This is a genomic window from Arthrobacter gengyunqii (assembly GCF_023022985.1).
Classification (GTDB): Bacteria; Actinomycetota; Actinomycetes; order Actinomycetales; family Micrococcaceae; genus Arthrobacter_B; species Arthrobacter_B gengyunqii.
This window is the reverse complement of record NZ_CP095461.1, coordinates 596838-622132: the sequence shown is the minus strand read 5'-3', so window position 1 is coordinate 622132 and position 25295 is coordinate 596838. Positions and strand designations below refer to the sequence as shown.

18 protein-coding genes, 3 rRNA genes and 1 pseudogene are annotated in these 25295 nt (G+C 62.2%); 8 read left to right on the top strand and 14 right to left on the bottom strand.

Annotated elements, in window-relative coordinates; genetic code table 11:
• Positions 1–87: 87 nt before the first annotated feature.
• From rrf to MUG94_RS02880, 10 genes are all read right to left on the bottom strand, one after another.
• Positions 88–204, bottom strand: a 5S ribosomal RNA gene (gene rrf / locus MUG94_RS02925).
• A gap of 299 nt (positions 205–503) precedes the next feature.
• A 23S ribosomal RNA gene (locus MUG94_RS02920) occupies positions 504–3668 on the bottom strand.
• Between the two features lie 540 nt (positions 3669–4208).
• Positions 4209–5736: ribosomal RNA gene (locus MUG94_RS02915) — 16S ribosomal RNA — on the bottom strand.
• Together the 16S, 23S and 5S rRNA genes form the textbook arrangement of a ribosomal RNA operon.
• Positions 5737–6357: 621 nt before the next feature.
• Positions 6358–7503, bottom strand: a complete 1146-nt coding sequence (locus tag MUG94_RS02910) for an ABC transporter substrate-binding protein (RefSeq protein WP_227908975.1) — start codon at positions 7501–7503, stop codon at positions 6358–6360.
• Positions 7504–7574: 71 nt separating this feature from the next.
• Positions 7575–8402: an ABC transporter permease gene (locus MUG94_RS02905; protein ID WP_227908976.1), complete on the bottom strand. Its 828-nt coding sequence runs from the start codon at positions 8400–8402 to the stop codon at positions 7575–7577.
• Positions 8399–9253: an ABC transporter ATP-binding protein gene (locus tag MUG94_RS02900; protein WP_227908977.1), complete on the bottom strand. Its 855-nt coding sequence runs from the start codon at positions 9251–9253 to the stop codon at positions 8399–8401. Before MUG94_RS02900 ends, MUG94_RS02905 begins: the two co-directional genes overlap by 4 nt.
• A complete protein-coding gene (locus MUG94_RS02895; protein ID WP_227908978.1) occupies positions 9250–10131 on the bottom strand; it encodes an ABC transporter permease in 882 nt (293 codons plus the stop codon). Before MUG94_RS02895 ends, MUG94_RS02900 begins: the two co-directional genes overlap by 4 nt.
• Before the next feature lie 7 nt (positions 10132–10138).
• Positions 10139–11155: a TIGR03842 family LLM class F420-dependent oxidoreductase gene (locus tag MUG94_RS02890; protein ID WP_227892686.1), complete on the bottom strand. Its 1017-nt coding sequence runs from the start codon at positions 11153–11155 to the stop codon at positions 10139–10141.
• Positions 11156–11183: 28 nt separating this feature from the next.
• The gene (hydA, locus tag MUG94_RS02885) at positions 11184–12605 is read right to left on the bottom strand and encodes a dihydropyrimidinase (RefSeq protein WP_227892684.1); all 1422 of its coding nucleotides are present in this window, start codon (positions 12603–12605) and stop codon (positions 11184–11186) included.
• Between the two features lie 75 nt (positions 12606–12680).
• The gene (locus MUG94_RS02880) at positions 12681–13529 is read right to left on the bottom strand and encodes a nitrilase-related carbon-nitrogen hydrolase (protein WP_227892682.1); all 849 of its coding nucleotides are present in this window, start codon (positions 13527–13529) and stop codon (positions 12681–12683) included.
• Positions 13530–13896: 367 nt separating this feature from the next.
• Between MUG94_RS02880 and MUG94_RS02875 the strand changes: the two genes are divergently transcribed.
• From MUG94_RS02875 to MUG94_RS02865, 3 genes are read left to right on the top strand one after another with little or no spacing between them, the layout of a single operon-like run.
• Positions 13897–14922, top strand: coding sequence for a putative F420-0 ABC transporter substrate-binding protein (locus tag MUG94_RS02875; protein WP_227908979.1), 1026 nt, complete (start codon positions 13897–13899; stop codon positions 14920–14922).
• The gene (locus tag MUG94_RS02870) at positions 14919–15998 is read left to right on the top strand and encodes a putative F420-0 ABC transporter permease subunit (RefSeq protein WP_423724445.1); all 1080 of its coding nucleotides are present in this window, start codon (positions 14919–14921) and stop codon (positions 15996–15998) included. The genes MUG94_RS02875 and MUG94_RS02870 overlap by 4 nt, the downstream gene beginning before the upstream one ends.
• Complete coding sequence (locus MUG94_RS02865) at positions 15995–16843, top strand: ABC transporter ATP-binding protein (RefSeq protein WP_227908980.1); 849 nt, start codon at positions 15995–15997, stop codon at positions 16841–16843. The genes MUG94_RS02870 and MUG94_RS02865 overlap by 4 nt, the downstream gene beginning before the upstream one ends.
• Here MUG94_RS02865 and cofE read toward each other — a convergent pair.
• Positions 16840–17646, bottom strand: coding sequence for a coenzyme F420-0:L-glutamate ligase (gene cofE, locus MUG94_RS02860; RefSeq protein WP_227908981.1), 807 nt, complete (start codon positions 17644–17646; stop codon positions 16840–16842). The genes MUG94_RS02865 and cofE overlap by 4 nt on opposite strands.
• Before the next feature lie 3 nt (positions 17647–17649).
• On the bottom strand, positions 17650–18654 hold the full coding sequence (locus tag MUG94_RS02855) for a TIGR03557 family F420-dependent LLM class oxidoreductase (RefSeq protein WP_227892675.1): 1005 nt from the start codon (positions 18652–18654) through the stop codon (positions 17650–17652).
• A gap of 188 nt (positions 18655–18842) precedes the next feature.
• On the opposite strand from MUG94_RS02855, the pseudogene MUG94_RS02850 reads away from it, so the two are divergent.
• A pseudogene (locus MUG94_RS02850) lies at positions 18843–19007 on the top strand (hypothetical protein); the annotation flags it as partial.
• Positions 19008–19078: 71 nt separating this feature from the next.
• Entirely contained in the window at positions 19079–19219 is a 141-nt protein-coding gene (locus MUG94_RS02845) for a glycoside hydrolase family 15 protein (RefSeq protein WP_227909037.1), read from the top strand.
• On the opposite strand, the gene MUG94_RS02840 is transcribed toward MUG94_RS02845, so the two are convergent.
• On the bottom strand, positions 19216–20127 hold the full coding sequence (locus MUG94_RS02840) for a GmrSD restriction endonuclease domain-containing protein (RefSeq protein WP_227908982.1): 912 nt from the start codon (positions 20125–20127) through the stop codon (positions 19216–19218). The genes MUG94_RS02845 and MUG94_RS02840 overlap by 4 nt on opposite strands.
• 269 nt (positions 20128–20396) lie before the next feature.
• Here MUG94_RS02840 and ppk2 point away from each other — a divergent pair, with 269 nt between their 5' ends.
• The 3 genes from ppk2 to MUG94_RS02825 all read left to right on the top strand — a co-directional run bounded on the left by ppk2 (position 20397) and on the right by MUG94_RS02825 (position 23352).
• Positions 20397–21419, top strand: a complete 1023-nt coding sequence (gene ppk2, locus MUG94_RS02835) for a polyphosphate kinase 2 (RefSeq protein ID WP_227908983.1) — start codon at positions 20397–20399, stop codon at positions 21417–21419.
• A 441-nt stretch (positions 21420–21860) separates the two neighbouring features.
• Positions 21861–22517 carry a DUF222 domain-containing protein gene (locus tag MUG94_RS02830; protein ID WP_227908984.1) on the top strand — a complete coding sequence of 219 codons (657 nt, stop codon included), beginning with the start codon at positions 21861–21863 and terminating at the stop codon, positions 22515–22517.
• Positions 22510–23352 (top strand): HNH endonuclease signature motif containing protein, encoded by an 843-nt coding sequence (locus MUG94_RS02825; RefSeq protein WP_227908985.1) that lies wholly within the window; start codon positions 22510–22512, stop codon positions 23350–23352. Before MUG94_RS02830 ends, MUG94_RS02825 begins: the two co-directional genes overlap by 8 nt.
• Positions 23353–23355: 3 nt before the next feature.
• Here the strand turns inward: MUG94_RS02825 and MUG94_RS02820 are convergent, their stop codons facing one another.
• On the bottom strand, positions 23356–25182 hold the full coding sequence (locus MUG94_RS02820; RefSeq protein ID WP_227908986.1) for a hypothetical protein: 1827 nt from the start codon (positions 25180–25182) through the stop codon (positions 23356–23358).
• Between the last annotated feature and the right edge of the window lie 113 nt (positions 25183–25295).

Here is a 25295-nt window from a genome sequence, read left to right as displayed (position 1 = left end):
AAAAACTATCAGGTGAAAAAACTATCGGGTTAAACAGTTGAGGCCCGTACCAAAAGATACGGGCCTCAACCTCTCAACCAAAATATTGTCCGGCGGTGACCTACTCTCCCACATCCTCCCGGATGCAGTACCATCGGCGCTGTGGGTCTTAGCTTCCGGGTTCGGAATGGGACCGGGCGTTTCCCCCACGCTATGACCGCCGTAACCCTACCACCCGCACCACCAGCCAAAACTCCTGGTGGAGGGGAAAACATGGGTCACAACCAAACACACCCTTTACGGGGTGCCTGTCATGAAAAAGATGTTCACGCGTAAGAATGAACACTTCCTTTATTCTACGGCACCAAACCACCCATAACAGATGATTCAGTACCAGTTCCTTCGGTGACAAACCACACAACGGGTTTGTTATCCGGGAACCACATAGTGGACGCAAGCAGCATGATCAACATGATCCTTCTTTGGCGGGAACGTTTGAAGTCGTTTCCTGCCCAGATCATGGTGTGGTGTAAGTTATCGGCCTATTAGTACCGGTCAGCTTCACGGGTCTTTAGTCCCCGCTTCCACATCCGGCCTATCAACCCAGTGGTCTGGCTGGGGGCCTCTCACACACAAGGTGTATGGAAATCTCATCTCGAAGCGGGCTTCCCGCTTAGATGCTTTCAGCGGTTATCCCATCCGAACGTAGCTAATCAGCGGTGCACTTGGCAGTACAACTGACACACCAGAGGTTCGTCCGTCCCGGTCCTCTCGTACTAAGGACAGCCCTTCTCAAATTTCCTGCGCGCGCAGCGGATAGGGACCGAACTGTCTCACGACGTTCTAAACCCAGCTCGCGTACCGCTTTAATGGGCGAACAGCCCAACCCTTGGGACCTACTCCAGCCCCAGGATGCGACGAGCCGACATCGAGGTGCCAAACCATGCCGTCGATATGGACTCTTGGGCAAGATCAGCCTGTTATCCCCGAGGTACCTTTTATCCGTTGAGCGACGGCCATTCCACAATGTACCGCCGGATCACTAGTCCCGACTTTCGTCCCTGCTCGAGATGTCTCTCTCACAGTCAAGCTCCCTTGTGCACTTACACTCGCCACCTGATTGCCAACCAGGCTGAGGGAACCTTTGGGCGCCTCCGTTACTCTTTAGGAGGCAACCGCCCCAGTTAAACTACCCATCAGGCACTGTCCCTGACCCGGATTACGGGCCGAAGTTAGATATCCAGTATGACCAGAGTGGTATTTCAACGATGACTCCACCCGAACTGGCGTCCGGGTCTCACAGTCTCCCACCTATCCTACACAAGCCACACCGAACACCAATACCAAACTATAGTAAAGGTCTCGGGGTCTTTCCGTCCTGCTGCGCGTAACGAGCATCTTTACTCGTACTGCAATTTCGCCGAGTTTATGGTTGAGACAGCGGGGAAGTCGTTACTCCATTCGTGCAGGTCGGAACTTACCCGACAAGGAATTTCGCTACCTTAGGATGGTTATAGTTACCACCGCCGTTTACTGGGGCTTAAATTCCCAGCTTCGCCCGTAAGGGCTAACCGGTCCTCTTAACCTTCCAGCACCGGGCAGGAGTCAGTCCGTATACATCGTCTTGCGACTTCGCACGGACCTGTGTTTTTAGTAAACAGTCGCTTCCCCCTGGTCTCTGCGGCCCCGATCCCCTCCGGACAGCAAGTGTCCATCAAGGTTGGGGCCCCCCTTCTCCCGAAGTTACGGGGGCATTTTGCCGAGTTCCTTAACCATAATTCTCTCGATCGCCTTAGTATTCTCTACCTGATCACCTGTGTCGGTTTGGGGTACGGGCGGCTAAAACCTCGCGCCGATGCTTTTCTAGGCAGCATAGGATCACCGGATTCCCCCCTAAAGGGGTCCCATCAGATCTCAGGATCGTCATCAAAGACACAGCAACGGATTTACCTATCGCTGACCCTACATCCTTAGACCAGGACAACCATCGCCCGGCCCGGCTACCTTCCTGCGTCACACCTGTTAATACGCTTACCTCCCAGGTTACGGTCCCGCGCTCCACCAAAAACCGGGTCGCCACAAGGGCGGCCGGTCAGGTATTGGGCGGTTAGTATCCCCCGCTTGGTATTGGCGGTTTTTCGCCGGTACGGGAATATCAACCCGTTGTCCATCGACTACGCCTGTCGGCCTCGCCTTAGGTCCCGACTTACCCAGGGCAGATTAGCTTGACCCTGGAACCCTTGATCATTCGGCGGACGGGTTTCTCACCCGTCTTTCGCTACTCATGCCTGCATTCTCACTCGTGTAGGCTCCACCGCTGGTTTACACCGCGACTTCACTGCCCACACGACGCTCCCCTACCCATCCAAACGCTTGAACGAAAATGGATAAACCATCCGCTTGGCTAATATTTGAATGCCACAACTTCGGCGGTGTACTTGAGCCCCGCTACATTGTCGGCGCGGAATCACTTGACCAGTGAGCTATTACGCACTCTTTCAAGGATGGCTGCTTCTAAGCCAACCTCCTGGTTGTCTGAGCAACTCCACATCCTTTCCCACTTAGCACACGCTTAGGGGCCTTAGTTGGTGGTCTGGGCTGTTTCCCTCTCGACTATGAAGCTTATCCCCCACAGTCTCACTGCTGCGCTCTCACTTACCGGCATTCGGAGTTTGGCTGACGTCAGTAACCTTGTAGGGCCCATTAGCCATCCAGTAGCTCTACCTCCGGTAAGAAACACGCAACGCTGCACCTAAATGCATTTCGGGGAGAACCAGCTATCACGGAGTTTGATTGGCCTTTCACCCCTACCCACAGCTCATCCCCTCCATTTTCAACTGAAGTGGGTTCGGTCCTCCACGCGCTCTTACACGCGCTTCAACCTGGCCATGGGTAGATCACTCCGCTTCGGGTCTAGATCACGCCACTGCATCGCCCTGTTCAGACTCGCTTTCGCTACGGCTTCCCCTCACGGGTTAACCTCGCGACGTAACACTAACTCGCAGGCTCATTCTTCAAAAGGCACGCTGTCACAAGCACAACACCACAAGTGGCATCGCCCTGCTCCAACGGATTGTAGGCACACGGTTTCAGGTACTGTTTCACTCCCCTCCCGGGGTACTTTTCACCTTTCCCTCACGGTACTTGTCCGCTATCGGTCATCAGGGAGTATTTAGGCTTACCAGGTGGTCCTGGCAGATTCGCACGGGATTTCTCGGGCCCCGTGCTACTTGGGATCCTCTCCAAGCGGCAGCATACATTCCGGTTACGGGGCTAACACCCTCTACGGCCGGGCTTTCAAACCCGTTCACCTATGCACCTGCACTCACTTCACCGATCCGGCAGAATCGATACGGAAAGTCCCGCAACCCCAGTGATGCAACGCCCGCCGGCTATCACACACCACTGGTTTAGCCTCTTCCGCGTTCGCTCGCCACTACTAACGGAATCACTGTTGTTTTCTCTTCCTGTGGGTACTGAGATGTTTCACTTCCCCACGTTCCCTCCACGCACCCTATGTGTTCAGATGCGGGTCACCCGGTCACTCGCGCGCCGGGCGGGGTTTCCCCATTCGGACATCCTGGGATCAACGCTCGGTTATCAACTCCCCCAGGCTTATCGCAGATTCCTACGTCCTTCTTCGGCTCCTGATGCCAAGGCATCCACCGTGTGCCCTTAAAAACTTGACCACAAAGATCAATATATTATCGCTATCGAGAAAACCATGGAGGCCGGAAACAAATCCGGTCACCAGGTTTATCTGAAATTGCACTTAATAATTTAAGATGCTCGCGTCCACTATGTAGTTCTCAAACAACAACCCCGTCACACCCCTCCACCACCACGTATTCACCGTGGACAGTCTCAGGCCTGCGCAGGAACAATCAGAAACAACACGAAACCCGTGCCCTTCCCAACCCTTCCAAAAAAGGCTTGAAAATTCTTCGGTCCTGTTATTTCAGGACCCAACAGTGTGCCAAACGGAAAAACCCGGTACTTGAAGACACCGGACACCATTTCCAACCATCCCCCGTGGACCGCCCTTTTCCGAAGAAAAAGAAGACCAGGAGTACGGCGTACTCTGCTGCCGGGCTCAACGCCGGGCACCTGCCTATTGATATTCCACCCTTGAGCACCCACCGGAAAACAAACGTTTCCGACATGGGCATCTCCTGCAAAGCACACATCCAACACTGTGGAAGGACGGGCCACTTTGAGGTGCTCCTTAGAAAGGAGGTGATCCAGCCGCACCTTCCGGTACGGCTACCTTGTTACGACTTAGTCCCAATCGCCGGTCCCACCTTCGACGGCTCCCTCCCACAAGGGGTTAGGCCACCGGCTTCGGGTGTTACCAACTTTCGTGACTTGACGGGCGGTGTGTACAAGGCCCGGGAACGTATTCACCGCAGCGTTGCTGATCTGCGATTACTAGCGACTCCAACTTCATGAGGTCGAGTTGCAGACCTCAATCCGAACTGAGACCGGCTTTTTGGGATTAGCTCCACCTCACAGTATCGCAACCCTTTGTACCGGCCATTGTAGCATGCGTGAAGCCCAAGACATAAGGGGCATGATGATTTGACGTCGTCCCCACCTTCCTCCGAGTTGACCCCGGCAGTCTCCTATGAGTCCCCGGCATAACCCGCTGGCAACATAGAACGAGGGTTGCGCTCGTTGCGGGACTTAACCCAACATCTCACGACACGAGCTGACGACAACCATGCACCACCTGTAAACCGGCCACAAGTGGGGGACCTGTTTCCAGGTCTTTCCGGTTCATGTCAAGCCTTGGTAAGGTTCTTCGCGTTGCATCGAATTAATCCGCATGCTCCGCCGCTTGTGCGGGCCCCCGTCAATTCCTTTGAGTTTTAGCCTTGCGGCCGTACTCCCCAGGCGGGGCACTTAATGCGTTAGCTACGGCGCGGAAAACGTGGAATGTCCCCCACACCTAGTGCCCAACGTTTACGGCATGGACTACCAGGGTATCTAATCCTGTTCGCTCCCCATGCTTTCGCTCCTCAGCGTCAGTTACAGCCCAGAGACCTGCCTTCGCCATCGGTGTTCCTCCTGATATCTGCGCATTTCACCGCTACACCAGGAATTCCAGTCTCCCCTACTGCACTCTAGTCTGCCCGTACCCACTGCAGACCCGGGGTTGAGCCCCGGGCTTTCACAGCAGACGCGACAAACCGCCTACGAGCTCTTTACGCCCAATAATTCCGGATAACGCTTGCGCCCTACGTATTACCGCGGCTGCTGGCACGTAGTTAGCCGGCGCTTCTTCTGCAGGTACCGTCACTTTCGCTTCTTCCCTGCTGAAAGAGGTTTACAACCCGAAGGCCTTCGTCCCTCACGCGGCGTCGCTGCATCAGGCTTTCGCCCATTGTGCAATATTCCCCACTGCTGCCTCCCGTAGGAGTCTGGGCCGTGTCTCAGTCCCAGTGTGGCCGGTCACCCTCTCAGGCCGGCTACCCGTCGTCGCCTTGGTGGGCCATTACCCCAACCAACTAGCTGATAGGCCGCGAGTCCATCCAAAACCGCATCAAGCTTTCCACGAACCCCCATGCGGGGATCCGTCGTATCCGGTATTAGACCCGGTTTCCCAGGCTTATCCCGAAGTTAAGGGCAGGTTACTCACGTGTTACTCACCCGTTCGCCACTAATCATTTTGTGCAAGCACAAAAGTCATCGTTCGACTTGCATGTGTTAAGCACGCCGCCAGCGTTCATCCTGAGCCAGGATCAAACTCTCCGTAAATGTGTTACAGACACAGCACCGGAGCCAAGGAAAATTGGCTGCACAGTCCTGCACTAAATTCGAAACCAGCTAAAAAAGCTGTCCCATACCCACGGGGTGGGCGGTAACAACCAGTTCAACCAATTAAAATAATTGGTATCAATAAACTTGGCACACTATTGAGTTCTCAAACAACAGATGCATCCGAAATACTCGGAAAAACAAACAATGTTTTTCTTTTCTCTTCGCTGCAGTGTTTCTTTATTCTATTTCATCCGGACCCTATTTGGCAATTCGGGATAATTCCCGAAGTCTGCTTCATTTTGTCCGGCTGAGCCCGCGCAAAAGCCCCGGCTTTCCGTGTCCGTGCACTCGGCACAGGCAGGATCACCAGAATGTTTTTGGTGGGGTTTGGCCGCCCTGCTCGGTAAGTTTTCCAACTCCCGGCCGCGGCGACTTAGAAGACTCTACACGGGGTTTCAGGGCCGCGCAAATCGGCTCCCGGCCGACGTTCAGGCGGCCGGCCCTGGCACCGGAAAGACCAACGGCGGCCGGCAGTTCGAGCTGCCGGCCGCCGTCGTCCGTTCCTTCGTCGTCCGTTCCTTGATTTCCCTAGCGATTTCCCTAGCCTGGTTTCCTGCCTTAGTTCCCGCCCTCGGCCAGGGTCACCTCCACGGGCTTGTAGTCAGCGCCCTTGGTGTCCACGCCTTCCTCTTCCAACTCTGCCAGCGCCTTCTCCACGTACTCGTTGGTGTAGGCGGTTTCCGGCGGCTCGGTCGTGAGGATGGTGGCTCCGGTCTCGTTCTGCGTTCCCATGGCGATGTCCACCGTCTTCTCCCACGCGGCCTCGTCGATCATGCCGACGCCGTTGGTGGAAGGAAAGATCAGCTTGTTGGTCTCGTTGGTCATCCACAGCTGGTGGCTCTGGCCCAGGGTGGATCCGGATTCGGTCACGATGCGTGCCGCGTCCTCCGGATTGTCCTTGGCGTAGATCCAGCCCTTGATCGCAGCCTTGATGAACGCCGTGGTGGTCTCCTGGTACTCGGAGTCATCGGCGAGCCGGCCCGCGTCCGCCCAGATGGCGTCCTGCAGCATGGCCGACCCCTCGTCATTCCAGTCAATGACGGTCAGGTCATCCGGCTGGTACAGCTCCCCCGTGTCCGGATTGACGGTTTCCAGGACCTGGGCATATTCGTTGTAGGTCATGGCCTGCGCTGCGTCGATGTCCCCGGAGAGGAAGCCGTTCATGTCGAACGCCTGCTGAATCAGTTCAATGTCCCCGGGCCCAACGCCGGCGTCCTGCATTCCGGCGAAGAGCTCCCATTCGTTGCCGTATCCCCAGGACCCCACCTTCTTTCCGGCGAGGTCTTCCGGACCGTCGATGCCGGAATCCGCCATGGCCACCTGCAGCGTGGCGCTGCGTTCAAAGATTTGCGCCACGTTGGTGATGTTGGCGCCCTGTTCGATCGAGCCCAGGACCTTCGGCACCCAGGAGATCGCATAGTCCACGTCTCCGGAGGCGAGCACGTCCTGCGGCACGATGTCCGCCCCGCCTTCGACGATCTCCACGTCCAGGCCCTCGTCTTCAAAGAAGCCCTGGTCCAATGCCGCGTAGTAGCCGGCGAACTGTGCCTGCGAGAACCACTGCAGCTGCAGTTTGACCGGGGTCAGCCCTTCGGCCGATTCGCCCTCGGCTTCTGCGTTGCTGCCCGAGGCGCAGCCGGCCAGGACCAGTATCGCGGCGGTTCCTGCGGCTGCTGCTGTGCGTATGCGTTTTCCAGATGCCATTTCATTGCCTCCAGTGGGGTGAGCGGGTGTGAGGGGACGTGCGCACGGAACGGGTGCGCGGACCGGCAGGGTCAGTGCCGGGAACTGTATTTCTCCAGTGCTGCGGTTGCACAGAAGAAGAGGAGGCCGACGACGACGGCGCCCAGCACGTAGGCCCAGGCCAGTGTGTAGTTGCTGCCGGCGGCCGCCGACGTGATGGATTTACCGAGTCCGCCCACCGGGCCGCCGAAATACTCGGCAATCAGCGCCGAAATCACGGCCAGCGAGGACGCGATCCGCAGCCCGGTAAACATGTAGGGCACGGCACTGGGCAGGGTCACCGCGCGGGTTACCTGCCAGCGGCCGGCGGCATAGGACCGCATGAGGTCGCGGTGCACCGGCCGGACCTGCCGGAAACCGCGCAGCGAATTCACGTAGACCGGGACAAACACCGCGATTCCGGCCACGATCTGCCGCGGTGCTTCCTCTCCGGCGCCGAACATCGTGTAGAGCACCGGAGCCACCGCCACGATCGGCACCACCGACAGCGCGGTGACAGTGGGTCCCGCGAGCCGGTCAAAGACCGGCAGGAAGGCGGCGACGACGGCGGCCAGCACCCCGATGAGGCCGCCGGCCACCAGCCCCACGAGTGCGTTGGTGCCGGTGACCAGGGAGGCGGACGCTATGTTGCCTGCGTTGCCGAAGAATTCCGTGGCGATGGCGAACGGCCCCGGCAGCACGAACGGCGGAACCGCCAACCCGCTCACGGCCCCCTGCCAGATGAGCATCACGGCCAGTCCCAGCAGCAGCGGAAGCGCCGCTTGCCGGCCGCCGTCGACAGCCCGTCCCAAGAGGGCCGGTGAGGTGGCTGCCGCAGCGGCAGGTGTTGCCTTCACTGCGGACGGCTTCAGCACGGTCACCGCGTCTCCACCCCGCGAAGCTGTGCAACCTCGGTGCCGTGCAGGGACTCCCGAACGGAGGTAATGGCTGCATAGAAGGCGGCTTCTTCACGCAGGTTCTCCCCTCGCTCCCCCGCCGCACCCAGCCGCATCTGGAGCACGTCCTTGATGCGGCCCGGCCGCGCAGACATCACGAACACCCGGTCGGAAAGGAAAACCGCTTCCGGAATGGAGTGGGTGACAAAAACGACGGCGGCACCGGTCTCGGCGCAGATCCGCACCAGCTCGTTCTGCATCCGTTCGCGGGTCATTTCGTCCAAGGCGCCAAACGGTTCATCCATCAGCAGCAGCCGAGGGCTCTCAGCCAGGGAACGGGCAATAGCCACTCGCTGCTGCATGCCGCCGGAGAGTTGGTCTGGAAAGGAATCGGCAAACTCGGTCAGGCCCACCATGTCCAACAGCTCCTCGGCCCGGGCGCGGCGGGTGGCCGCCGCGGCACCGTGCAGCTGAAGCGGCAGCTCAATGTTTGCCCGCACGGTGCGCCACGGCAGCAGCCCCGCCTGCTGGAACGCAATCCCGTAGGCCTGCTCCCGGCGGGCTTGCCGGGCGGTGCGGCCGAAGACGCTGATGGTTCCGGACGTCGGTTCATCCAGGTCGGCGATCAGGCGCAGAAGGGTGGACTTGCCGCAGCCCGAGGGCCCGATCAGCGAGACGAACTCACCCGGCGCCACCGTCAGGTTTGCCGCTTCCAGCGCTGTCACTGTTCCGCGGCCGGTGGAGAACACCCGGTGCACGTTCCGGACCTGGACTGCGGGTTCGGCCATGGTCACCTCTGGTGTTTGCACGGCCGGTTCAACTGGTCCGCTGCTCATGATGCCTGCTCTCCTCTGCGGTAGCGGTGCAGGAACAGTCCCAGGACGGTGGTGGCAGCGACTGCTGCCAGTCCGAGCAGGACGGCTCCAAATATGGGTGCCCAGGGTTTGCCCGGGTCTCCGCCGGCCGCGGCGGCATACTCCACGATCATCCGGCCGATCCCGCCCTTCAGGCCGATGGACACCTCAGCAACCACGGCCCCGATGACGGCGTTTGCCGCAGCCAGGCGCAGGGCCGGCAGCAGGAAGGGAACACTGGCCGGCAACCGCAGGAACAGGAAGCTGCGCCACCAGCCCACGGAATAGCTGTGCATCAGGTCCACATGGCCGTTCTCCGGCGAGGAAAACCCGCGCAGGGCGCCTATGGCCACGGGAAAGAAGGCCAGATAGGAGGCAATGACCGCCACGGACATCCAGTTTTCCCAGGTGAAGGAGCCAATCTCCAGCTGAGATCCCCAGCGCCGCACCAGCGGCGCTATGGCAATCAAGGGAACGGTCTGGCTCAGGATGATCCACGGCAGCAGCGCGGATCCGGCGGACCGGAAGCGCTGCATCACCATGGCCAGACCCAGGCCCACCAGCACTCCGATCAGCCAGCCCAGCGCCGCGATGCCCAGGGTGAAGGCTGCAGCCTGCAGCACTGCAGCCCACAGCGGCGCCGCCCCCGCCGCCGAGGTGACCGGCTCGGCCAGCCTCCCGAGCATGGTCCAGATGTGCGGCATGGCCAGGTCCGAGTTGCGCGGCAGCAGGGGTATCCCGGCCACGTTTAGTCCGTTCACCGGACCGGCGAGTTTGTACCCTTCCCAGAGCAGCACCGGCGCCAGGGCTCCGCCGGCCACCCAGCCAATCCGGGCGGCCGGCCCCGCCGTCGTCCTCATGCCCTGCTCATGCGGTCGCGCTCACGTGCTCACGCAGTGCGGGGATGATGCTCTCGCCGTAGACCCGCAGGGTTTCCTCCTTATTGTCGTGCTGGAGATAGCCGGCAAACTGGGTGACTCCCAGGGCCTTGAGTTTTTCGAGCTTTTCAATGTGCTGCTCGGCGGTGCCCATCAGGCAGAACCGGTCCACAATCTCGTCCGGGACAAAGGAGGTGTGCGTGTTTCCCGCCCGTCCGTGCTCGTTGTAGTCGTAGCCCTCCCGGCCGGCAATGTAGTCGGTCAGCGCCTGCGGCACCGCGGCGTCGGCGCCGTACTTGGCCACGATGTCCGCCACATGGTTGCCCACCATGCCGCCGAACCAGCGGCACTGGTCCCGCATGTGCTCCCAGTCCTCCCCTATATACATGGGCGCTGCCACGCAGAACTTGATTGCCATCGGATCGCGGCCGGCAGCGGCGGCGGCGGTGCGCACGGTGGCAATCATCCATTCCGCGATGTCCAGATCCGCCAGCTGCAGGATGAAGCCGTCTCCCACTTCGCCGGTGAGTTTCAGCGCCAGCGGCCCGTACGCGGCCACCCACATTTCCAGTTCCGAGCCGGTGCTCCAGGGAAACTGGATGGTCCGCCCGTTGTATTCCACCGACCGGGAGTTCGCCAGCTCACGGATAACGTGGATCGACTCGCGCAGCGTCTTCAGGGTGGTGGGCGACCCTCCGCTGACCCGCAGCGCCGAATCGCCCCGGCCAATGCCGCACACCGTGCGGTTGCCGTACATCGAGTTCAGCGTGGCGTAGGTGGAGGCGGTGACGGTCCAGTCCCGGGTGGCCGGATTGGTGACCATGGGCCCCACCTTGATGTTTTGTGTTTCGGCCAGGATCTGGCTGTAAATCACATAGGGTTCCTGCCACAGGATGTGCGAATCAAACGTCCACACGTAGTCGAACCCGAACTCCTCGGCCCGCTTCGCGAGCGCCACCGTCCGGGCAGCGGGCGGATTGCACTGCAGTACTGCTCCAAATTCCATGCTGTTCCGCTCCTTGTAAGGTACTGGCTTAGATCAGGTACTGGCTGGGAGCCCGGCGGACGTACCGCCCATGGCCCTTGGATCCGAGGTACTCGTTGTCATTGATGAGGATCCGTCCGCGGGACAGCACCGTGTCCACGTGCCCGTCGATCTCGTAGCCCTCCCACGCCGAGTAGTCCATGTTCATGTGATGGGTTTTCTCGAGCCCGATCGAGGTGTGGCCGTTGGGGTCATAAACAACGACGTCGGCATCGGCTCCCGGGGCGATAACGCCCTTGGCGCCGTACATGCCAAACATCCGGGCCGGCGTCGTACTGGTGATTTCCACCCAGCGTTCAAGCGAAATCTTGCCGTCCACCACGCCCTGGTACATCAGGTCCATGCGGTGTTCCACCGAGCCGATGCCGTTGGGGATCTTGGAGAAGTCCCCCTGGCCCAGGTCCTTTTGCCCCTTCATGCAGAACGGGCAGTGGTCTGTGGCCACCATCTGGATGTCATTGGTGCGCAGCGACTGCCACATGTGGTCCTGGTGGTGTTCGTGCTTGGAGCGCAGCGGCGTGGAACAGACCCATTTGGCTCCCTCGAAACCGTCGGCGCCGAGCTGGTCCTCCAGATTCAGGTACAGGTACTGCGGGCAGGTTTCTCCGAAAACGTTCTGGCCGTTGTCGCGGGCGGCGGCGAGCTGCTCAACGGCCTGCTTCGCCGACACATGGACCACGTAGAGCGGCGCGCCGGTGAGGTTCGCCAGCATGATGGCACGGTGGGTGGCTTCCTCCTCCATCTGCCAGGCCCGTGCGACCCCGTGGTAGTAGGGATCGGTTTTGCCCTGCGCCAGCAGCTCGGACACCATGGCGTCAATGGCGGGACCGTTCTCGGCGTGCATCATGGTCATCAGGCCGGTTTCCGCGCCTACCCGCATGGCCTTGTAGATTTGTGCGTCGTCGCTGTAGAAAACGCCCGGATAGGCCATGAACAGCTTGTAGCTGGACACTCCCTCATCAATAAGCCCGGCCATCGCCTTGAGCGAATCATCGTTGACGTCGCCCACAATCTGATGGAATCCATAGTCGACGGCGCATTCCCCCGCGGCCTTCTCATGCCACGCGTCCAGGCCGTCCATCACCCGCTCGCCGTACCGCTGGATGGCAAAGTCCACGATCGTCGTCGTGCCTCCCCATGCGGCGGCGCGGGTCCCGGTTTCAAAAGTGTCGGAGGCTTCAGTGCCGCCAAACGGCATCTGCATGTGGGTGTGGGCATCAATGCCGCCCGGAATCACATATTTGCCGCGGGCATCCAGGACCGTGTCCACGGAGCCGGCCAGGTCATGGCCGAGCAGGGTGGAACCGGGTGCGAGTACCGCCGCGATCTTCTCCCCGTCGATGAGGACGTCCGCTTCGCTGCGGCCGGTGGAGGTGACAACTGTTCCTCCGGTGATCAGTGTTGTACTCAAAACGACTCCCTTGTCTTACGCAAAAGCTGGCTGTCTTACACAAACGTGTCCTGTCCGAATCCCGAACCCGAATGCCTAGGGATTGGTAATGGGCGTGTAAGCGTCCGGACGGCGGTCACGGTAGAACTGCCAGTTGTTGCGGGCGGTGCGGACCAGATCCATGTCCAAATCGCGGATCATCAGTTCCTCGTTGTGGCGGTCCCCCAGCTCCCCCACATAGTTGCCCTGCGGATCGGCGATGTAGGAAGTTCCGTAGAAATCAACGGCTTCGTCGCCGAATTCATTGCTTTCGCTGCCCACCCGGTTGGGCACCACCACGTAGTAGCCGTTTGCCGCAGCGGCCGTGGGCTGCTCCAATTCCCAGAGCCGGTTGGACAGCCCGGGCTTGGAAGCATTCGGGTTGAAGACAATTTGGGCACCGTTCAAACCCAGGACGCGCCACCCCTCGGGGAAATGCCTGTCATAGCAAATGGTCACTCCCACGCTTCCGACGGCGGTGTCGAAGACGGGCCAGCCCATGTTTCCCGGACGGAAATAGAACTTCTCCCAGAATTTCTCCACGTGCGGAATGTGGTTTTTTCGGTATTTGCCCAGATACGTTCCGTCGGCGTCGATCACCGCTGCCGTGTTGTAGAGGACACCGGGCTGCTCTTCCTCGTAAATCGGCAGGATGATCACCATGTTGTGTTCGGCGGCGAGCTTGGAAAACCGCTCGGTCAGGGGACCCGGGACCTTCTGCGCATAGTCGTAATACTTGTTGTCCTGGACGATTCCGAAGTACGGACCGTGAAAGAGTTCCTGGAAGCAAATGATCTGTGCGCCCTCGGCAGCTGCCTTGCGGACAAACTCCTCGTGCTTGGCAACCATGGATTCTTCATCCCCGGTCCACGTTGTCTGGGTCAGGGCTGTGCGGATGATTGTCATTGCGCCTCCTAGTAGCGGCATTGCGTGCCGCAGTGTCGATCGGCCGTTTCAAGGACCGTTATCAGTCTTTGTGCTGAACGTTTCCCCAACATTTCCGCGGCGTTAAAGCTGATGCGGCATGTGCCGCGGGTGGCTTCATCCTTCGCCCTTGTTCAGCAACCCGCAAGGGTTTTGGGACGCTCCTTTTTTTGGATTCCGTTCCGGCACGTCGGAAATAACCGGAAGTAACAACCGGGACGCAGGGAAGCCGTTGGAAACAAAGGAGTGCTAGCCTTCCTCGAAAGATCACCGGCCGCGTTTGGCCGGTAGCGCTGGTCTCGATTTGGACCATAGATCCCTCCGCTTACCCGCCGCACAAAGAGGACCTATGAACCGATTCCACGCGTCTGCCCTTTCCCTGCTCCTGGCCGCCGGATTTGCCGGGGTAGTTGGTTGTTCCGCGCCCGCAGCGCCCGCCGCCCAACCCGCCGCGCAACCTGCCGCCCAACCCACCGCGCAGCCGGACGCCGACCCGTCGCCGTCGTCGTACCCAATCACCGTCTCCAACTGCGGAACGGAGGTGACCCTCACCGCTGCGCCGGAACGCATCGTGGCCATCAAATCCACCTCGCTCGAAACAGTCCTGGCGCTGGGGCTGGGCGGCAAAGTGGTGGGCACGGCGTTCCTGGACGGCCCCGTGCCCGAGCCGCTGGCGGCGGAGGCGGAGGGCCTGCCGTCCCTGTCCGACGCCGCTCCCTCGCAGGAGGTGGTGCTGGAGAGCGAACCGGACTTGATTTATGCGGGCTGGGAATCCAATCTGAGCGCCGAAGCCGCCGGCGAGCGCGATGTACTGGCCTCGCTGGGGGTCAGCACCTACGTCTCTCCGGCCGCGTGCCGGGAAGAAGGAGTTCCCGGAAAGCTGACCTTCGAATCCGTGTTTGCCGACATCACCGAAGCCGGCGCCCTGCTGGGCGCGCCGGATGCCGCGGCCGCCCTGGTGGCTGAACAACGCAAGACCCTGGCCGGCGTCGAACCGGCGGGAGCCGGGCAGACCGCGTTCTGGTTCTCCTCCGGCCGGGACACCCCCTATGCGGGGGCCGGTCTCGGTGCGCCCGAGATGATGATGGAGACGCTGGGCCTGGAGAACATTGCCGCAGATGTGGAGGAATCATGGGCTTCGCTGGGCTGGGAGACCGTGGTTGCGGCCAATCCGGACGTCATCGTGCTGGTCGACGCGGACCGGAACACCGCAGAGTCCAAGAAGGAGCTGCTGGCCGCCAACCCGGCCACCGCCGGCATGGACGCGGTGATCAACGAGCGTTACCTGATCCTTCCCTTCGCCGCGGGTGAAGCCGGGGTCCGCAACGCTGACGCGGTGGCCGACCTCGCCGACCAGCTCGCCAAGCTGCCGTGACCGCCCTCAGCCTGCACCGCAGGGACACTGCTGCCCTCTCTCCCGAGGACTCTCCGCCCCCGGCGCGGCGCCGCTTCCGCACAGGCTCGGCAACGGCGGTGCTGGCGGCCGCGCTGCTGGTGTCGATCGCCGCCGCTGCAACCGTGGGCCCGGCGGACATCAGCGTGCCGGATGCCTTCCGCTCCATCCTCGCCCACCTGGGCATCGGCACCAGCCCGCTCTCCGCCCTGCAGGACGGCATCATTTGGGAGCTGCGCCTGCCGCGGGTCCTCACCGCGGCTGCCGTGGGCGCAGGACTGGCCCTCAGCGGTGCGGTCATGCAGGCACTGACCCGCAACGCACTGGCGGACCCCTACCTGTTGGGCCTGTCCTCGGGTGCTTCGCTGGGGGCGGTTTGCGTGCTGCTGCTGGGTGTTCAGCTGCTGCTGCCGCTGGCGGCGTTCATCGGTGCGCTGGCCGCGCTGGCGGCAACCCTGCTGCTGGCACGGCTGGCCGGCGGGCTCACGCCCTCGCGCACCGTCCTGGCCGGAGTCGCTGTGTCCTCGCTGGGCAGCGCACTGACCAGCCTGGTGATCTTTTGGACCGCCACGGGAGATTCCTACCGCAACATCCTGGGCTGGTTGCTCGGTTCCCTGAGCGGCACCCAGTGGTCCAGCGTGGGCATAGCCGCCGGCGCCCTGCTGCTGGTGGGCGTTCCGCTGCTGGGCACCGCCCGTATCCTGGACGGTTTTGCCTTCGGCGACGACGCCGCCTCCGCCCTGGGCATTTCCGTTCCGGCCGTGCGGTGGTCGATGCTCGCCGCCACCGCGCTGCTTACCGGGGCCATGGTTTCCGTCAGCGGAGCCATCGGCTTTATCGGCCTGGTGTTTCCGCACGTGGTCCGCTTGATCACCGGCCCCGGCCACCGCAGCCTGTTGCCGCTGTCCGCACTGCTTGGCGCGGTCTTCCTGATCTGGGCCGACACCGCGGCGCGGGCGGCCTTTGAACCCCGGGAACTGCCTGTCGGGGTGGTCACCGCCGTCATTGGGGCGCCGGTGTTCGCCTACGTGCTGGCCCGGCGGAAGGGCGGAGCATGAGCGGCACACCGGCAGCCATTCAGCAGGCGAAGACGCTGGACGCCGTGAAGCTTGAGGTGCGGCTGGGCGGCAAGCTCGTGGTGGACGGCGTGGACTGCACGGTTCCGGCCGGCGCCTTCTCGGCCCTGGTGGGCCCCAACGGTGCCGGCAAGTCCACGCTGCTGCGGGCGCTGGCCGGCGTGGTTCCCGTGCGCGCAGGCACCGTGCTGTGGGAAGGAAAGGACTTATTGCGCCGTCCCCGCCGCGAGCGCGCCCGCATTGCTGCCCTGGCGGAGCAGGAATCCGCAACCGATGCTCCGCTGACCGTGCGGGACGTCGTGGCCCTGGGCACCATGCCGCACCGTTCGCTGCTGGGGTTTGGCAGCAATGACGACGACGCCGAGGTGGCGGCAGCGCTGCAGACCGCCGGCGTGTCTGAGCTGGCGGACCGGATGTTTTCCGAACTCTCGGGCGGGCAGCGACAGCGGGTCCAGCTGGCCCGGGCTCTGGCGCAGCGCCCACAGCTGCTGCTCCTGGATGAGCCCACCAACCACCTCGATCCGCACGCCCAGCTGACCACGCTGCGGCTGCTGCGGGAGCTGGCCGGAGGCGGCATTGCCGTCGTCGCCGCCCTTCATGATCTGACCCATGCCGCGGCCCACTGCGACCACGTCATTGTCCTGTCCCGCGGCACGGTGGTTGCTGCCGGGGATCCTCGGACCGTGCTGACCGCCGAGCTGATCCGCGAGGTGTACGGGGTGCAGGCGCACGTGCTGGTGCATCCCGCCACAGGGCGGCCGCTGATTGCGCTGTCCCTTCCGGCCTCTGCGGACGAGGCGCACCGCCGTCTGGAGGTATCCGCCTAGAGCCAGCGCGGCTCCGGCAGCCCGGCGTCCAGGCGGGCCGCGGCATAGCCTTCCCGCCATGCCTCGGCGCTGCCGAGCCGGAACATGTCCTGTGCCGGCGGGCGGACCATCGCCCGGGCACCCTTGTCTGCACTGAAACAGCCTTCAGGATGGACCAAATCCGGCAACCCCCGCAGCACCGCCACCGGGCTTTGGCTGGTTTTGCCTTTCACCAGGTCCGCGGCGGCGGCAATCTCGTCCGCCACTGCCGTCATGGTGGCTTTCATCTCCTGGCCAAAGGCATCCGATGTTCCCCGCAGATCCAGCAGAACGTTCACCCCGGCGGCTCCGATGGCGGCGTCGGTCTGCCCTTCGCGCCACGGCCGGCCCAAAGTATCGGTGATCAGGATTCCGACGTCGAATCCCAGCTCCCGGCGCAGCCCGGCACACAGCGCGCGGGCCGAGGCATCCGGGTCAACGGGAAGCAGCAGGACCGTGCCCGCAGGGGTGTTGCTGTTATCCACCCCTGCAGCGGCGGCCACGATGCCGAGTTTGTTCTCCACAATCCGGGTCACTCCCCCGGGATGAACCTTGCTGGCCACCACCCGGACGGTTTCTTCGGTGATCGCCTGTTCCCGGTCCTGCGCCGCCACCTGCCGGCCTTCGGCCTTCGAGACAATCTTGGAGGTGACCGCCAGAATGTCTCCGGGCCGCAGCGCCGCGTCCGGAGTTGACGCCGCGGCGGCCAGGATGACGGACACCAGATCGGTGCCGGGGGTGATTTCACTGATGCCGGGGAGGGCGAAAACCGTGATGCTGCGCATCGGTCAGCGCTGCAGTGCCGGCAGGACGCTGGCGCCAAACACGTCAATCCACTGGCGCTGGTTCCGTCCCACGTTGTGCAGGTAGATGCGGTCAAAGCCCAGGTCCACGAACTTCTGGATGTAGGCGCGGTGGACATCGGGATCGCTGGATATGACCATCCGGCCCTCGAAGTCTTCGGGACGGACGAGCTTGGCCATCTGCTCCAGCTCGAACGGAGACCGGATGTCCCCCTTGGGAAACTTCATGCCGCCGTTGGGCCATTCCACCATGGCGTTGGTGAGGGCCTCTTCGTCCGTTTCGGCCCAGCTCATGTGCAACTGGAGAACCTTGGGCATGGTGTCCGGATCCTTGCCTGCTTCGCGGGCTCCGGCGTCGAACTTGTCGAAGAGCATTCCGATCTTCTCCAGCGGAGCGCCCACCGTAATCAGCCCGTCGGCGTGCCGGCCGGCCCGTTTTGCCGTGACCGGTCCGGCGGTGGCCACCAGGATTTCGGGAGCCGTCTCCGGCATGGTCCACAGGCGGGTGGACTCCATCTTGTAGAACTCGCCCTTGTGGCGCACGTCCTTGCCGGCCAGGGAGTTGGTGAAGAGCTTGGTGATGATGTCGATGGCCTCGAACATCCGGTTGATGCGCTCCGGTGCTTCGGGCCAATACTGGGCGGTAATGTGCTCGTTCAGCGCCTCGCCGGATCCCAGCCCCAGCCAGTGCCGGCCGGGATACATGGCAGCGAGCGTGGCCGAGGCCTGGGCGACCATGGCCGGATGCCAGCGGAAGGTCGGGGCCGTAACGCCCGGGCCGATGTCTCCCTTGGTGCGCTCGCCCAGGGCGGACAGCACATTCCAGACAAAGGCGGACTGGCCCTGCGCTGGAACCCACGGCTGGAAGTGATCCGCAGCCATGACTCCGGAGAACCCCTTGCTCTCCGCATATTCCGCCAGCGCCACCGCTTCAGTGGGATGGAACTGCTCCAGCATTGCCGCATATCCAATAGTGAGAGAAGAAGTCATATTCCGATCCTGACAGCCAGACATTTCGAAAAAGAGAACGGGTGTTTCCAACAAAAGACGGCGGCTGCGGAAAACACATTTGCTCCGCACCCGCCGGAACGCTGAAGGCCCATCCTACGACCACTCCTGCCTCGTTGACCGGGGTTCTAGGATGGATAAACCGACCTGCTCATCAACGGAAGGCCGCAATGACTGCCGAAAGCCCCACGACAACCGGTCCGGACGAGCGAATCAACGGTTATGCGGATCTGCGTTCTTACGCTGCGATCGGGGACGGACGCACCGTCGCACTGGTTGCCCGGGACGGTGCAGTGGACTGGTATCCCACCCCGGACCTTGACTCGGTTCCTTCCTTTGCCGCGTTGCTGGATGCCGACGACGGCGGCCGGATCGAGATGCGTCCGGAGGAGAGCTTCACCAGCTGGTGCCGCTGGCGAACGACGTCGGGCTCTTCACCGAAATGGTCGCCGAGGACGACCATGCCTTCCTGGGGAACTTCCCGCAGGGGTTGTCCCACCTCGCGCTGATGACCGCGGCGCTGACCATCAACGACAGCGCCCGCTAGGAGGTGCAGCCTTCGCCGTCGCCGTCGCCGTCGAACTTGGGGTCCCAGCCAGCATCGCCGGGACGGATGGGCGCCGCGCCGGCAGCCTTGACCGCCGCACAGTTGGCATAGACGGGTGCGTTTCCGGCTTCGGCGGCGGGCGGATTCGCAACCGCAGCCTCCGCGCTGCGGCTTCCGTCGGGAACCGGTTGGTCGGGGCAGGACTCGAGGACACCGGCGATGGCGTTGCGCTCAGCCTGGGTCACCCACAGCTCGTACCGGGCTTTGACAGCGACCTGGCGGGCCACATATTCACAGCGAAAGGCCTTGTTGGCAGGCAGCCAGGTGGCGGCGTCGGAATCCGACTTCGCCCCATTGGCCGGACCGTCAGCGGCCATGAGGTTCAACGGGTCGTTGGCGAGCTGGCGGCGCTCCTCGGCGGACAGCTGCTGCGCACCCTTTTGCCACGCGTCGGAGAGCGCCACGATGTGGTCGATCTGGACGGCGGTGCTTGTTTCGTTGCCTCGCACAAAGCTGATGACCGTGCCTGTGTAGGGGTCGGCAAAGGTTCCGGAAGCCACCACGCATTCCTTGGTTCCATCCTTATAGACGATGGCGGTGAGGTCGCGGGCCAGGATGTCATTGCGGGTGTCGCAGCCGTTGCGGTCCACGTCGGCCCAGGACGGTCCGAACTGGTCCCGGTCATACCCGGTCTTCGGTGCGCGGCCCTTGACCGGAAGAGTGTCCAGCTGTTCCAGCGCAGATCCCGCCGCTGCGTCCTGCACCGATGAGCTGCTGTTTCCGTCCCCGGTTCCAACCCCGGCATTTGCTCCGGTTCCGGTATCCGTCAGAGGGGTGCAGGCCGAGGAACCAAACAGGATTGCGGGCACTGCGAGAAGGGACAGAACTTTGGTGCGTAGAGAAGTCATCGATATTCATTATGGACGACGCTGCAGCCGGGAGTGCCCACCGGCGTGCCCGCCTGATGACTGCTGCCGCGAAATAGGAAAGGTCAGAGCCGTCAATCAGAGGTCCTGAGGCACATCATGAGGCGAGCCACCCGTCTGGGGGCTGTCTCTCTTTAGGGGAGGTCCGGTTTTCCGGGCCTCCCCTCGGCTATCTCGTGCAGACTCCCCCTTCCCTGGCCTGCCGTGGACACGTAGATTCGTAGTCACCGTCCCGTGCTCAGGAGATCTCCATGGCTACCAACAAGACCACCGTCAAAGAAGATGACAAACAGCTTGCTGAGCAGCTGCCCGAGCAGGAGACCGGGGTAAATGGTGAGGTCTCCGAAGAGGTCAGGCGGGTGTCCGTCACGGAGGATTACACGAATGAGCTCGATGAACTTCGCGAGCTAAAGATCAAAAGCAAGAAGATCAAGACAAATGCCGACGACGATGCTTGGCGCCACAATTACCCGTACGACAAAAAGCTGAGCCGACGCAGCTATGAGAAACAAAAGCGTGCGCTGCAGATAGAGCTCTTGAAGATGCAGCTCTGGGTAAAAGACACCGGCCAGAAAATGCTCATTATCTTTGAAGGCCGGGACGCGGCCGGCAAGGGCGGAGCAATCAAGCGCTTCAATGAACATCTGAATCCGCGCGGTGCCCGCATCGTGGCGCTCGAAAAGCCTACTGACAACGAGCGCACCCAATGGTATTTCCAGCGCTATGTGGCGAAGCTTCCCAGCGGCGGTGAAATCGTCATGATGGACCGGTCCTGGTATAACCGTGCAGGCGTGGAACGTGTCATGGGCTATTGCACCCCTGCCCAGTATCTGGAGTTCATGCGTGAGGTGCCGGAGTTGGAACGCATGCTGGTCAACTCCGGGGTTCTGCTCAACAAACTGTGGTTTTCGGTGGGCCGAGCGGAGCAGGTGGCACGGTTTGCGGCCCGTGAAACTGACCCGGTCAAACAGTGGAAGCTCTCCCCCACAGACCTTGCCAGCCTCGACAAGTGGGACGACTACACCGAGGCCAAAGAGGCCATGTTCTTTTACACCGACACCGGCGACGCCCCGTGGACCGTCGTGAAATCCAATGACAAGAAGCGCGCCCGACTGGAAGCCATGCGGTTTGTCCTGCACAGCGTGGATTATCCGAATAAAGACACGTCTGTTGCGCACGCCCCTGATCCGCTGATTGTGGGACCCGCCGCCAACAATTTCGACGAAGACGAAGAGCCCAGCGGCCGTTTTCCCGTGGTCAAGCCTCAGAGCTGATCTTCGGCTTGCAAGACTCTCCGTCCTGCCCCGTCCTGCCCTAAGGCTGTGCCGTCCGCGGGGCGCCTGGACCACATCTGCACAGACATGGGTTATCCCTAGGTATGTGGCTTTCTGAGCAGGTACTTAGGTGCGAAAAGTCGGGTATTTGAAGGGCCTCAAAAGGGGGCGTTTTGGGCCTTCTGGGGCTGTTTCTGGGACGGAAATGTCAGTGGCGGGTGAAAGCCTGTAGACATGGATCAGAACGGATCTTCTCGGCGGCGCGGCGACACTGGTGAACCCACCGGTACCGGACAGGCTGCTGGGCCGAGTCTCTCGGTCTACCAAGCGGAGCCCGGAAGGGCCGATTCCTGTACCGCTCATAGCGATCCCGCCCAGAATGGTCCTGCGCAGGCCTCCGCCGGCTTTGGTCCCTCATACCGGGACGGGTTTACCGGGTCGTTGAGTTTGCAGTCGGCTGAGTCCCTGACCCAGGACGAAGCCGGGGTGGTGTTGTCCCGGTTGGATGCTTTGGTGCGGTGGGCGCAGGCCCAGCAAGCGAAAATCCTTCACCGGATGGAGACCGTCTTCCGCGATGACCTGCTGGAAGACGTTGGCAGGGAGGATCCGGGGCTGACGTTCAGTCTTGCTGCGGAGGAAGCTGCCGCGATCCTGTGCCTGCCTACCAACACGGCGAAGATGCTGATGAGTGACGCGGGACAGTTGTGTTCCACGCACACGGCAACCCTGGCTGGTTTGGAAGCGGGCACCCTCAGTTACGGGCATGTCCAAACCGTGCTGGATCAGTCCCAGAATGTCCCCGAGGCCGCGCTGGCTGGCTTTGAAAAGGATCTGTTGGCGGTTGCGGTGGCGGGTCAGACGTCGTCGCAGTTCCGGGTGAAGGCCCGCCGGATGCGGGAAAAGACATATCCGGAAACGATCAAGGTCCGGCATAAGACAGCGTTTGAGCGGCGCCGGGTCTGTCTGGCACCGGACGAGGATGGCATGTCCTGGTTGTCGGCGTTGTTGCCGGCTGCCCGTGCCCAGCTGATTTATACGCAGTTGACGACCGCTGCGCGGGGGGGAACAGGCGGCCGGGGACCCGCGGCGGGTGGATGAGTTGCGGGCGGACATCCTGGCGGATCTGCTCGAGGGTGGGGATGACGGTGGAGAAGCTGATGTGGATGCCAGGAGCGGGAGGGAGGGCAGCGGTACAGCCGGGCCCAGCGGACCTAGCGATGGCCCCGCCAACGGCGACCTGGTCCGCGATGATAAACCCGACGGCCGGAACACCCACGAAAGCCGCACCAAGGACACCAAGGCCAGGGCTCGCACCGAAATCCTGGTCCTGATCACCGCGGAAACCCTCTTCGGAGCTGATGAACAGCCGGCGGAACTGCACGGGTACGGGCCCATCAGCCCCGAAACCGCCCGCAGGCTTGCCCGGCAGGCAGCCCGCTGGACAGCGGTGGAACGTCACCCGGGCAGCGACGAGATTTTGCGGGTCGGCCGGCGACGGAAAGTTCCTGCCGGGTTGCAGCGCTGGCTCCGGGCCCGCGACGGAACCTGCCGATTCCCCGGGTGCAGGACCAACGCGGTGATCTCCGAGATTGACCACACCAAACCGTGGTCCCAAGGCGGCACCACCGACCACGACAACCTCGAACACCTCTGCCGGCGGCATCACATGTTCAAAACCCGCGGCTTCTGGAAAGCACGACAACACTCACCGGGGATTATCGAGTGGACCTCGCCCGGCGGAAGGACCTACCGCACCGACCCGCACCTCACTCTGGCCTCTAACCAGCCCCTGGGACAGGCGATGTCGGGACAAGCAAAGCGCGGCCAGCCTTCCAGCTCTCAGCGGCCGGAAGATCCGACGAAGGCGCTCCTGCTAACGCCGTCCGGCATCTCGGCACCTGATGACTACGGCGACGATCCACCGCCTTTCTAAGATTCACCGTTCCACGCGGAAGGAGAGCATCATCGCCCGCAGCTCTGCGGCTTTGGACTGCTCCCTCCCCGAGGCACTGGAAAGACCGGAAGCTGTGGACTGTTCAGAAGCGGTGATCTGACCGGAGAAACTGGTGGTGCCCAGACCTCCGCCCGGCTCCGCAAGCTTGTGGATGGGACAGACCCCCGGATGCCCCAGAAGGTCAGTGACTCTGTACGAGAACCCGCCCTGTTCATCCGCGACTGTCTCCAGGTAGAGAGGCTCCTTGGCAATCGGCGTCGCCGCCCTGTTCATATGTGGCAGGGCAATCCTGTGCTCCGATACCGGCCAAGGAGGCGAGCCCCCGCATATGCCGCCCAAGCCGCTCATATTGGTCATGAGTCCGGCGCTTTCCACGCCGTCGCCGTCACGGAAGGTATATCTGTTTCCTACGGGTGCACCGTCACCGGGCACAAACTCCACGGTCCAGTCGGGCGGAAGGTCAAGGCGGAAGGGATCGTCCTCGCCTTCATAGGTGCTCCAGCCCGGCGGAAGACCCGTGCCGCTCAGCCGGGGCGGCGCAGCGGACGATCCCGAGGCACCGGAAGATTCCCCGGAACCAGCCGTCCGCGGTCCCGCCGACGACGACGCCGACGCCGACGGTTCCTCCCGGGCCGCCAGCTCGCCTTCGGTGACTGTTACCGCGAGTACGGTCTGCATGGAGTCATAAGCACCCCCGACATCAGCGGCATAACGAACCAGGACACCCTGTTCCACGGCACCCAAAACCATTGCCTTGTCACCGGAAAACAGGCTTTCGCCAATCTTTTCCCCGGTCTGTGCGTTGACCGCAATCAGACGGGCAGGACCCGCCGCATCCCCATCGAAACCCAGCACATAGGTGTCCTGATAACGCACCGCACTGTTGGGTGTTCCGGGCAGCGTCCAGGCCGGATCGCCGTCGGACGTGAATGCTGTGAGGGTTCGTTCCCGGTCACCCGTGGAAACATCACCTGTGGAACCTGTGATCAGGGCGTGCTCGCGGTCGGCCAACAGGGCAGCCGGCCCGGAGCAGACGGCATCATCGGAACAAGAGTTCAGCATCCGCAGTACCAGCGGCCGGGGATCCACCAACTGGCCGCCGTCGGCTTCCGCAAGTCCCCGCTGGTCCGGAAGGTATGTGGCGTGTCCAGAGAGCGGATTCTTGTAGCCCAGCAGGGTGGTTCCGCCCGGAGCGGCGTCCCGGGAGGCACCCGTGCCCGGATCAATCTCCACCACTGCTTCATCAGTGGACACAAGGATCTGAGTGGCCGTGACCGCAAGATCGACAACGCGTGCCGGAGCCGGCACACTCCACACCTGGGCTCCCTCGAAATCCGTCAAGAGGATGGTGTGCTGGCCGCCATACTGTTCGCTGTAGACCAAGACAAAGCCATCGGCAGTCGGCTCGGCAAAGAGAATGATCGCGTCTGGCGGCAGACCCTCGACGGCGGCCGGAGGGTTCTCCTCCAGCGCTACCGGATTCCGATACTGGTCATAGGTAAAAATCCCGTCGAAGGTCAATGTGCTTCCCGCACCGCCGCCGGACCAGTGGCACAACGTGCGGAGGTTCGCAGCAACCGCGCATTGACCCTTATCGGCCCAACCCGGAAGCACTCCCTTATCTCCGCCAATTCCGTTGCCTTCACCGGCGAAGGTCGCCGCAACAGGTCCTATGGCTACGGCAGGCTTGCTCGGAGCAGCCGTGCTGTTCGCAGTGCCACCATCACCGGCCTCCCCAGTGCAGGCCGTGAGCAATAAGACGACGACGGCGGCCAGGACTGTGCGCTGCAGCCTGCTCTGTACTTTCATGCGTTTCCCCCCGGATACGAGGGACGGCTATGGTCCCTGTGCGCAATTATGCCCCACCGCTTACTCGTCTTCTGCTGCCTGAAGACGACCGGGCGGAGCAGGTAATCATCGAA

Excerpts from the sequence above, each read along its gene's own strand:
- MUG94_RS02910 (WP_227908975.1), bottom strand. The coding sequence starts at position 7,503 with ATGGCATCTGGAAAACGCATACGCACAGCAGCAGCCGCAGGAACCGCC.
- MUG94_RS02900 (WP_227908977.1), bottom strand. The coding sequence starts at position 9,253 with ATGAGCAGCGGACCAGTTGAACCGGCCGTGCAAACACCAGAGGTGACC.
- MUG94_RS02895 (WP_227908978.1), bottom strand. The coding sequence starts at position 10,131 with ATGAGGACGACGGCGGGGCCGGCCGCCCGGATTGGCTGGGTGGCCGGC.
- MUG94_RS02890 (WP_227892686.1), bottom strand. The coding sequence starts at position 11,155 with ATGGAATTTGGAGCAGTACTGCAGTGCAATCCGCCCGCTGCCCGGACG.
- MUG94_RS02880 (WP_227892682.1), bottom strand. The coding sequence starts at position 13,529 with ATGACAATCATCCGCACAGCCCTGACCCAGACAACGTGGACCGGGGAT.
- MUG94_RS02875 (WP_227908979.1), top strand. The coding sequence starts at position 13,897 with ATGAACCGATTCCACGCGTCTGCCCTTTCCCTGCTCCTGGCCGCCGGA.
- MUG94_RS02865 (WP_227908980.1), top strand. The coding sequence starts at position 15,995 with ATGAGCGGCACACCGGCAGCCATTCAGCAGGCGAAGACGCTGGACGCC.
- cofE (WP_227908981.1), bottom strand. The coding sequence starts at position 17,646 with ATGCGCAGCATCACGGTTTTCGCCCTCCCCGGCATCAGTGAAATCACC.
- MUG94_RS02855 (WP_227892675.1), bottom strand. The coding sequence starts at position 18,654 with ATGACTTCTTCTCTCACTATTGGATATGCGGCAATGCTGGAGCAGTTC.
- MUG94_RS02840 (WP_227908982.1), bottom strand. The coding sequence starts at position 20,127 with ATGACTTCTCTACGCACCAAAGTTCTGTCCCTTCTCGCAGTGCCCGCA.
- ppk2 (WP_227908983.1), top strand. The coding sequence starts at position 20,397 with ATGGCTACCAACAAGACCACCGTCAAAGAAGATGACAAACAGCTTGCT.
- MUG94_RS02820 (WP_227908986.1), bottom strand. The coding sequence starts at position 25,182 with ATGAAAGTACAGAGCAGGCTGCAGCGCACAGTCCTGGCCGCCGTCGTC.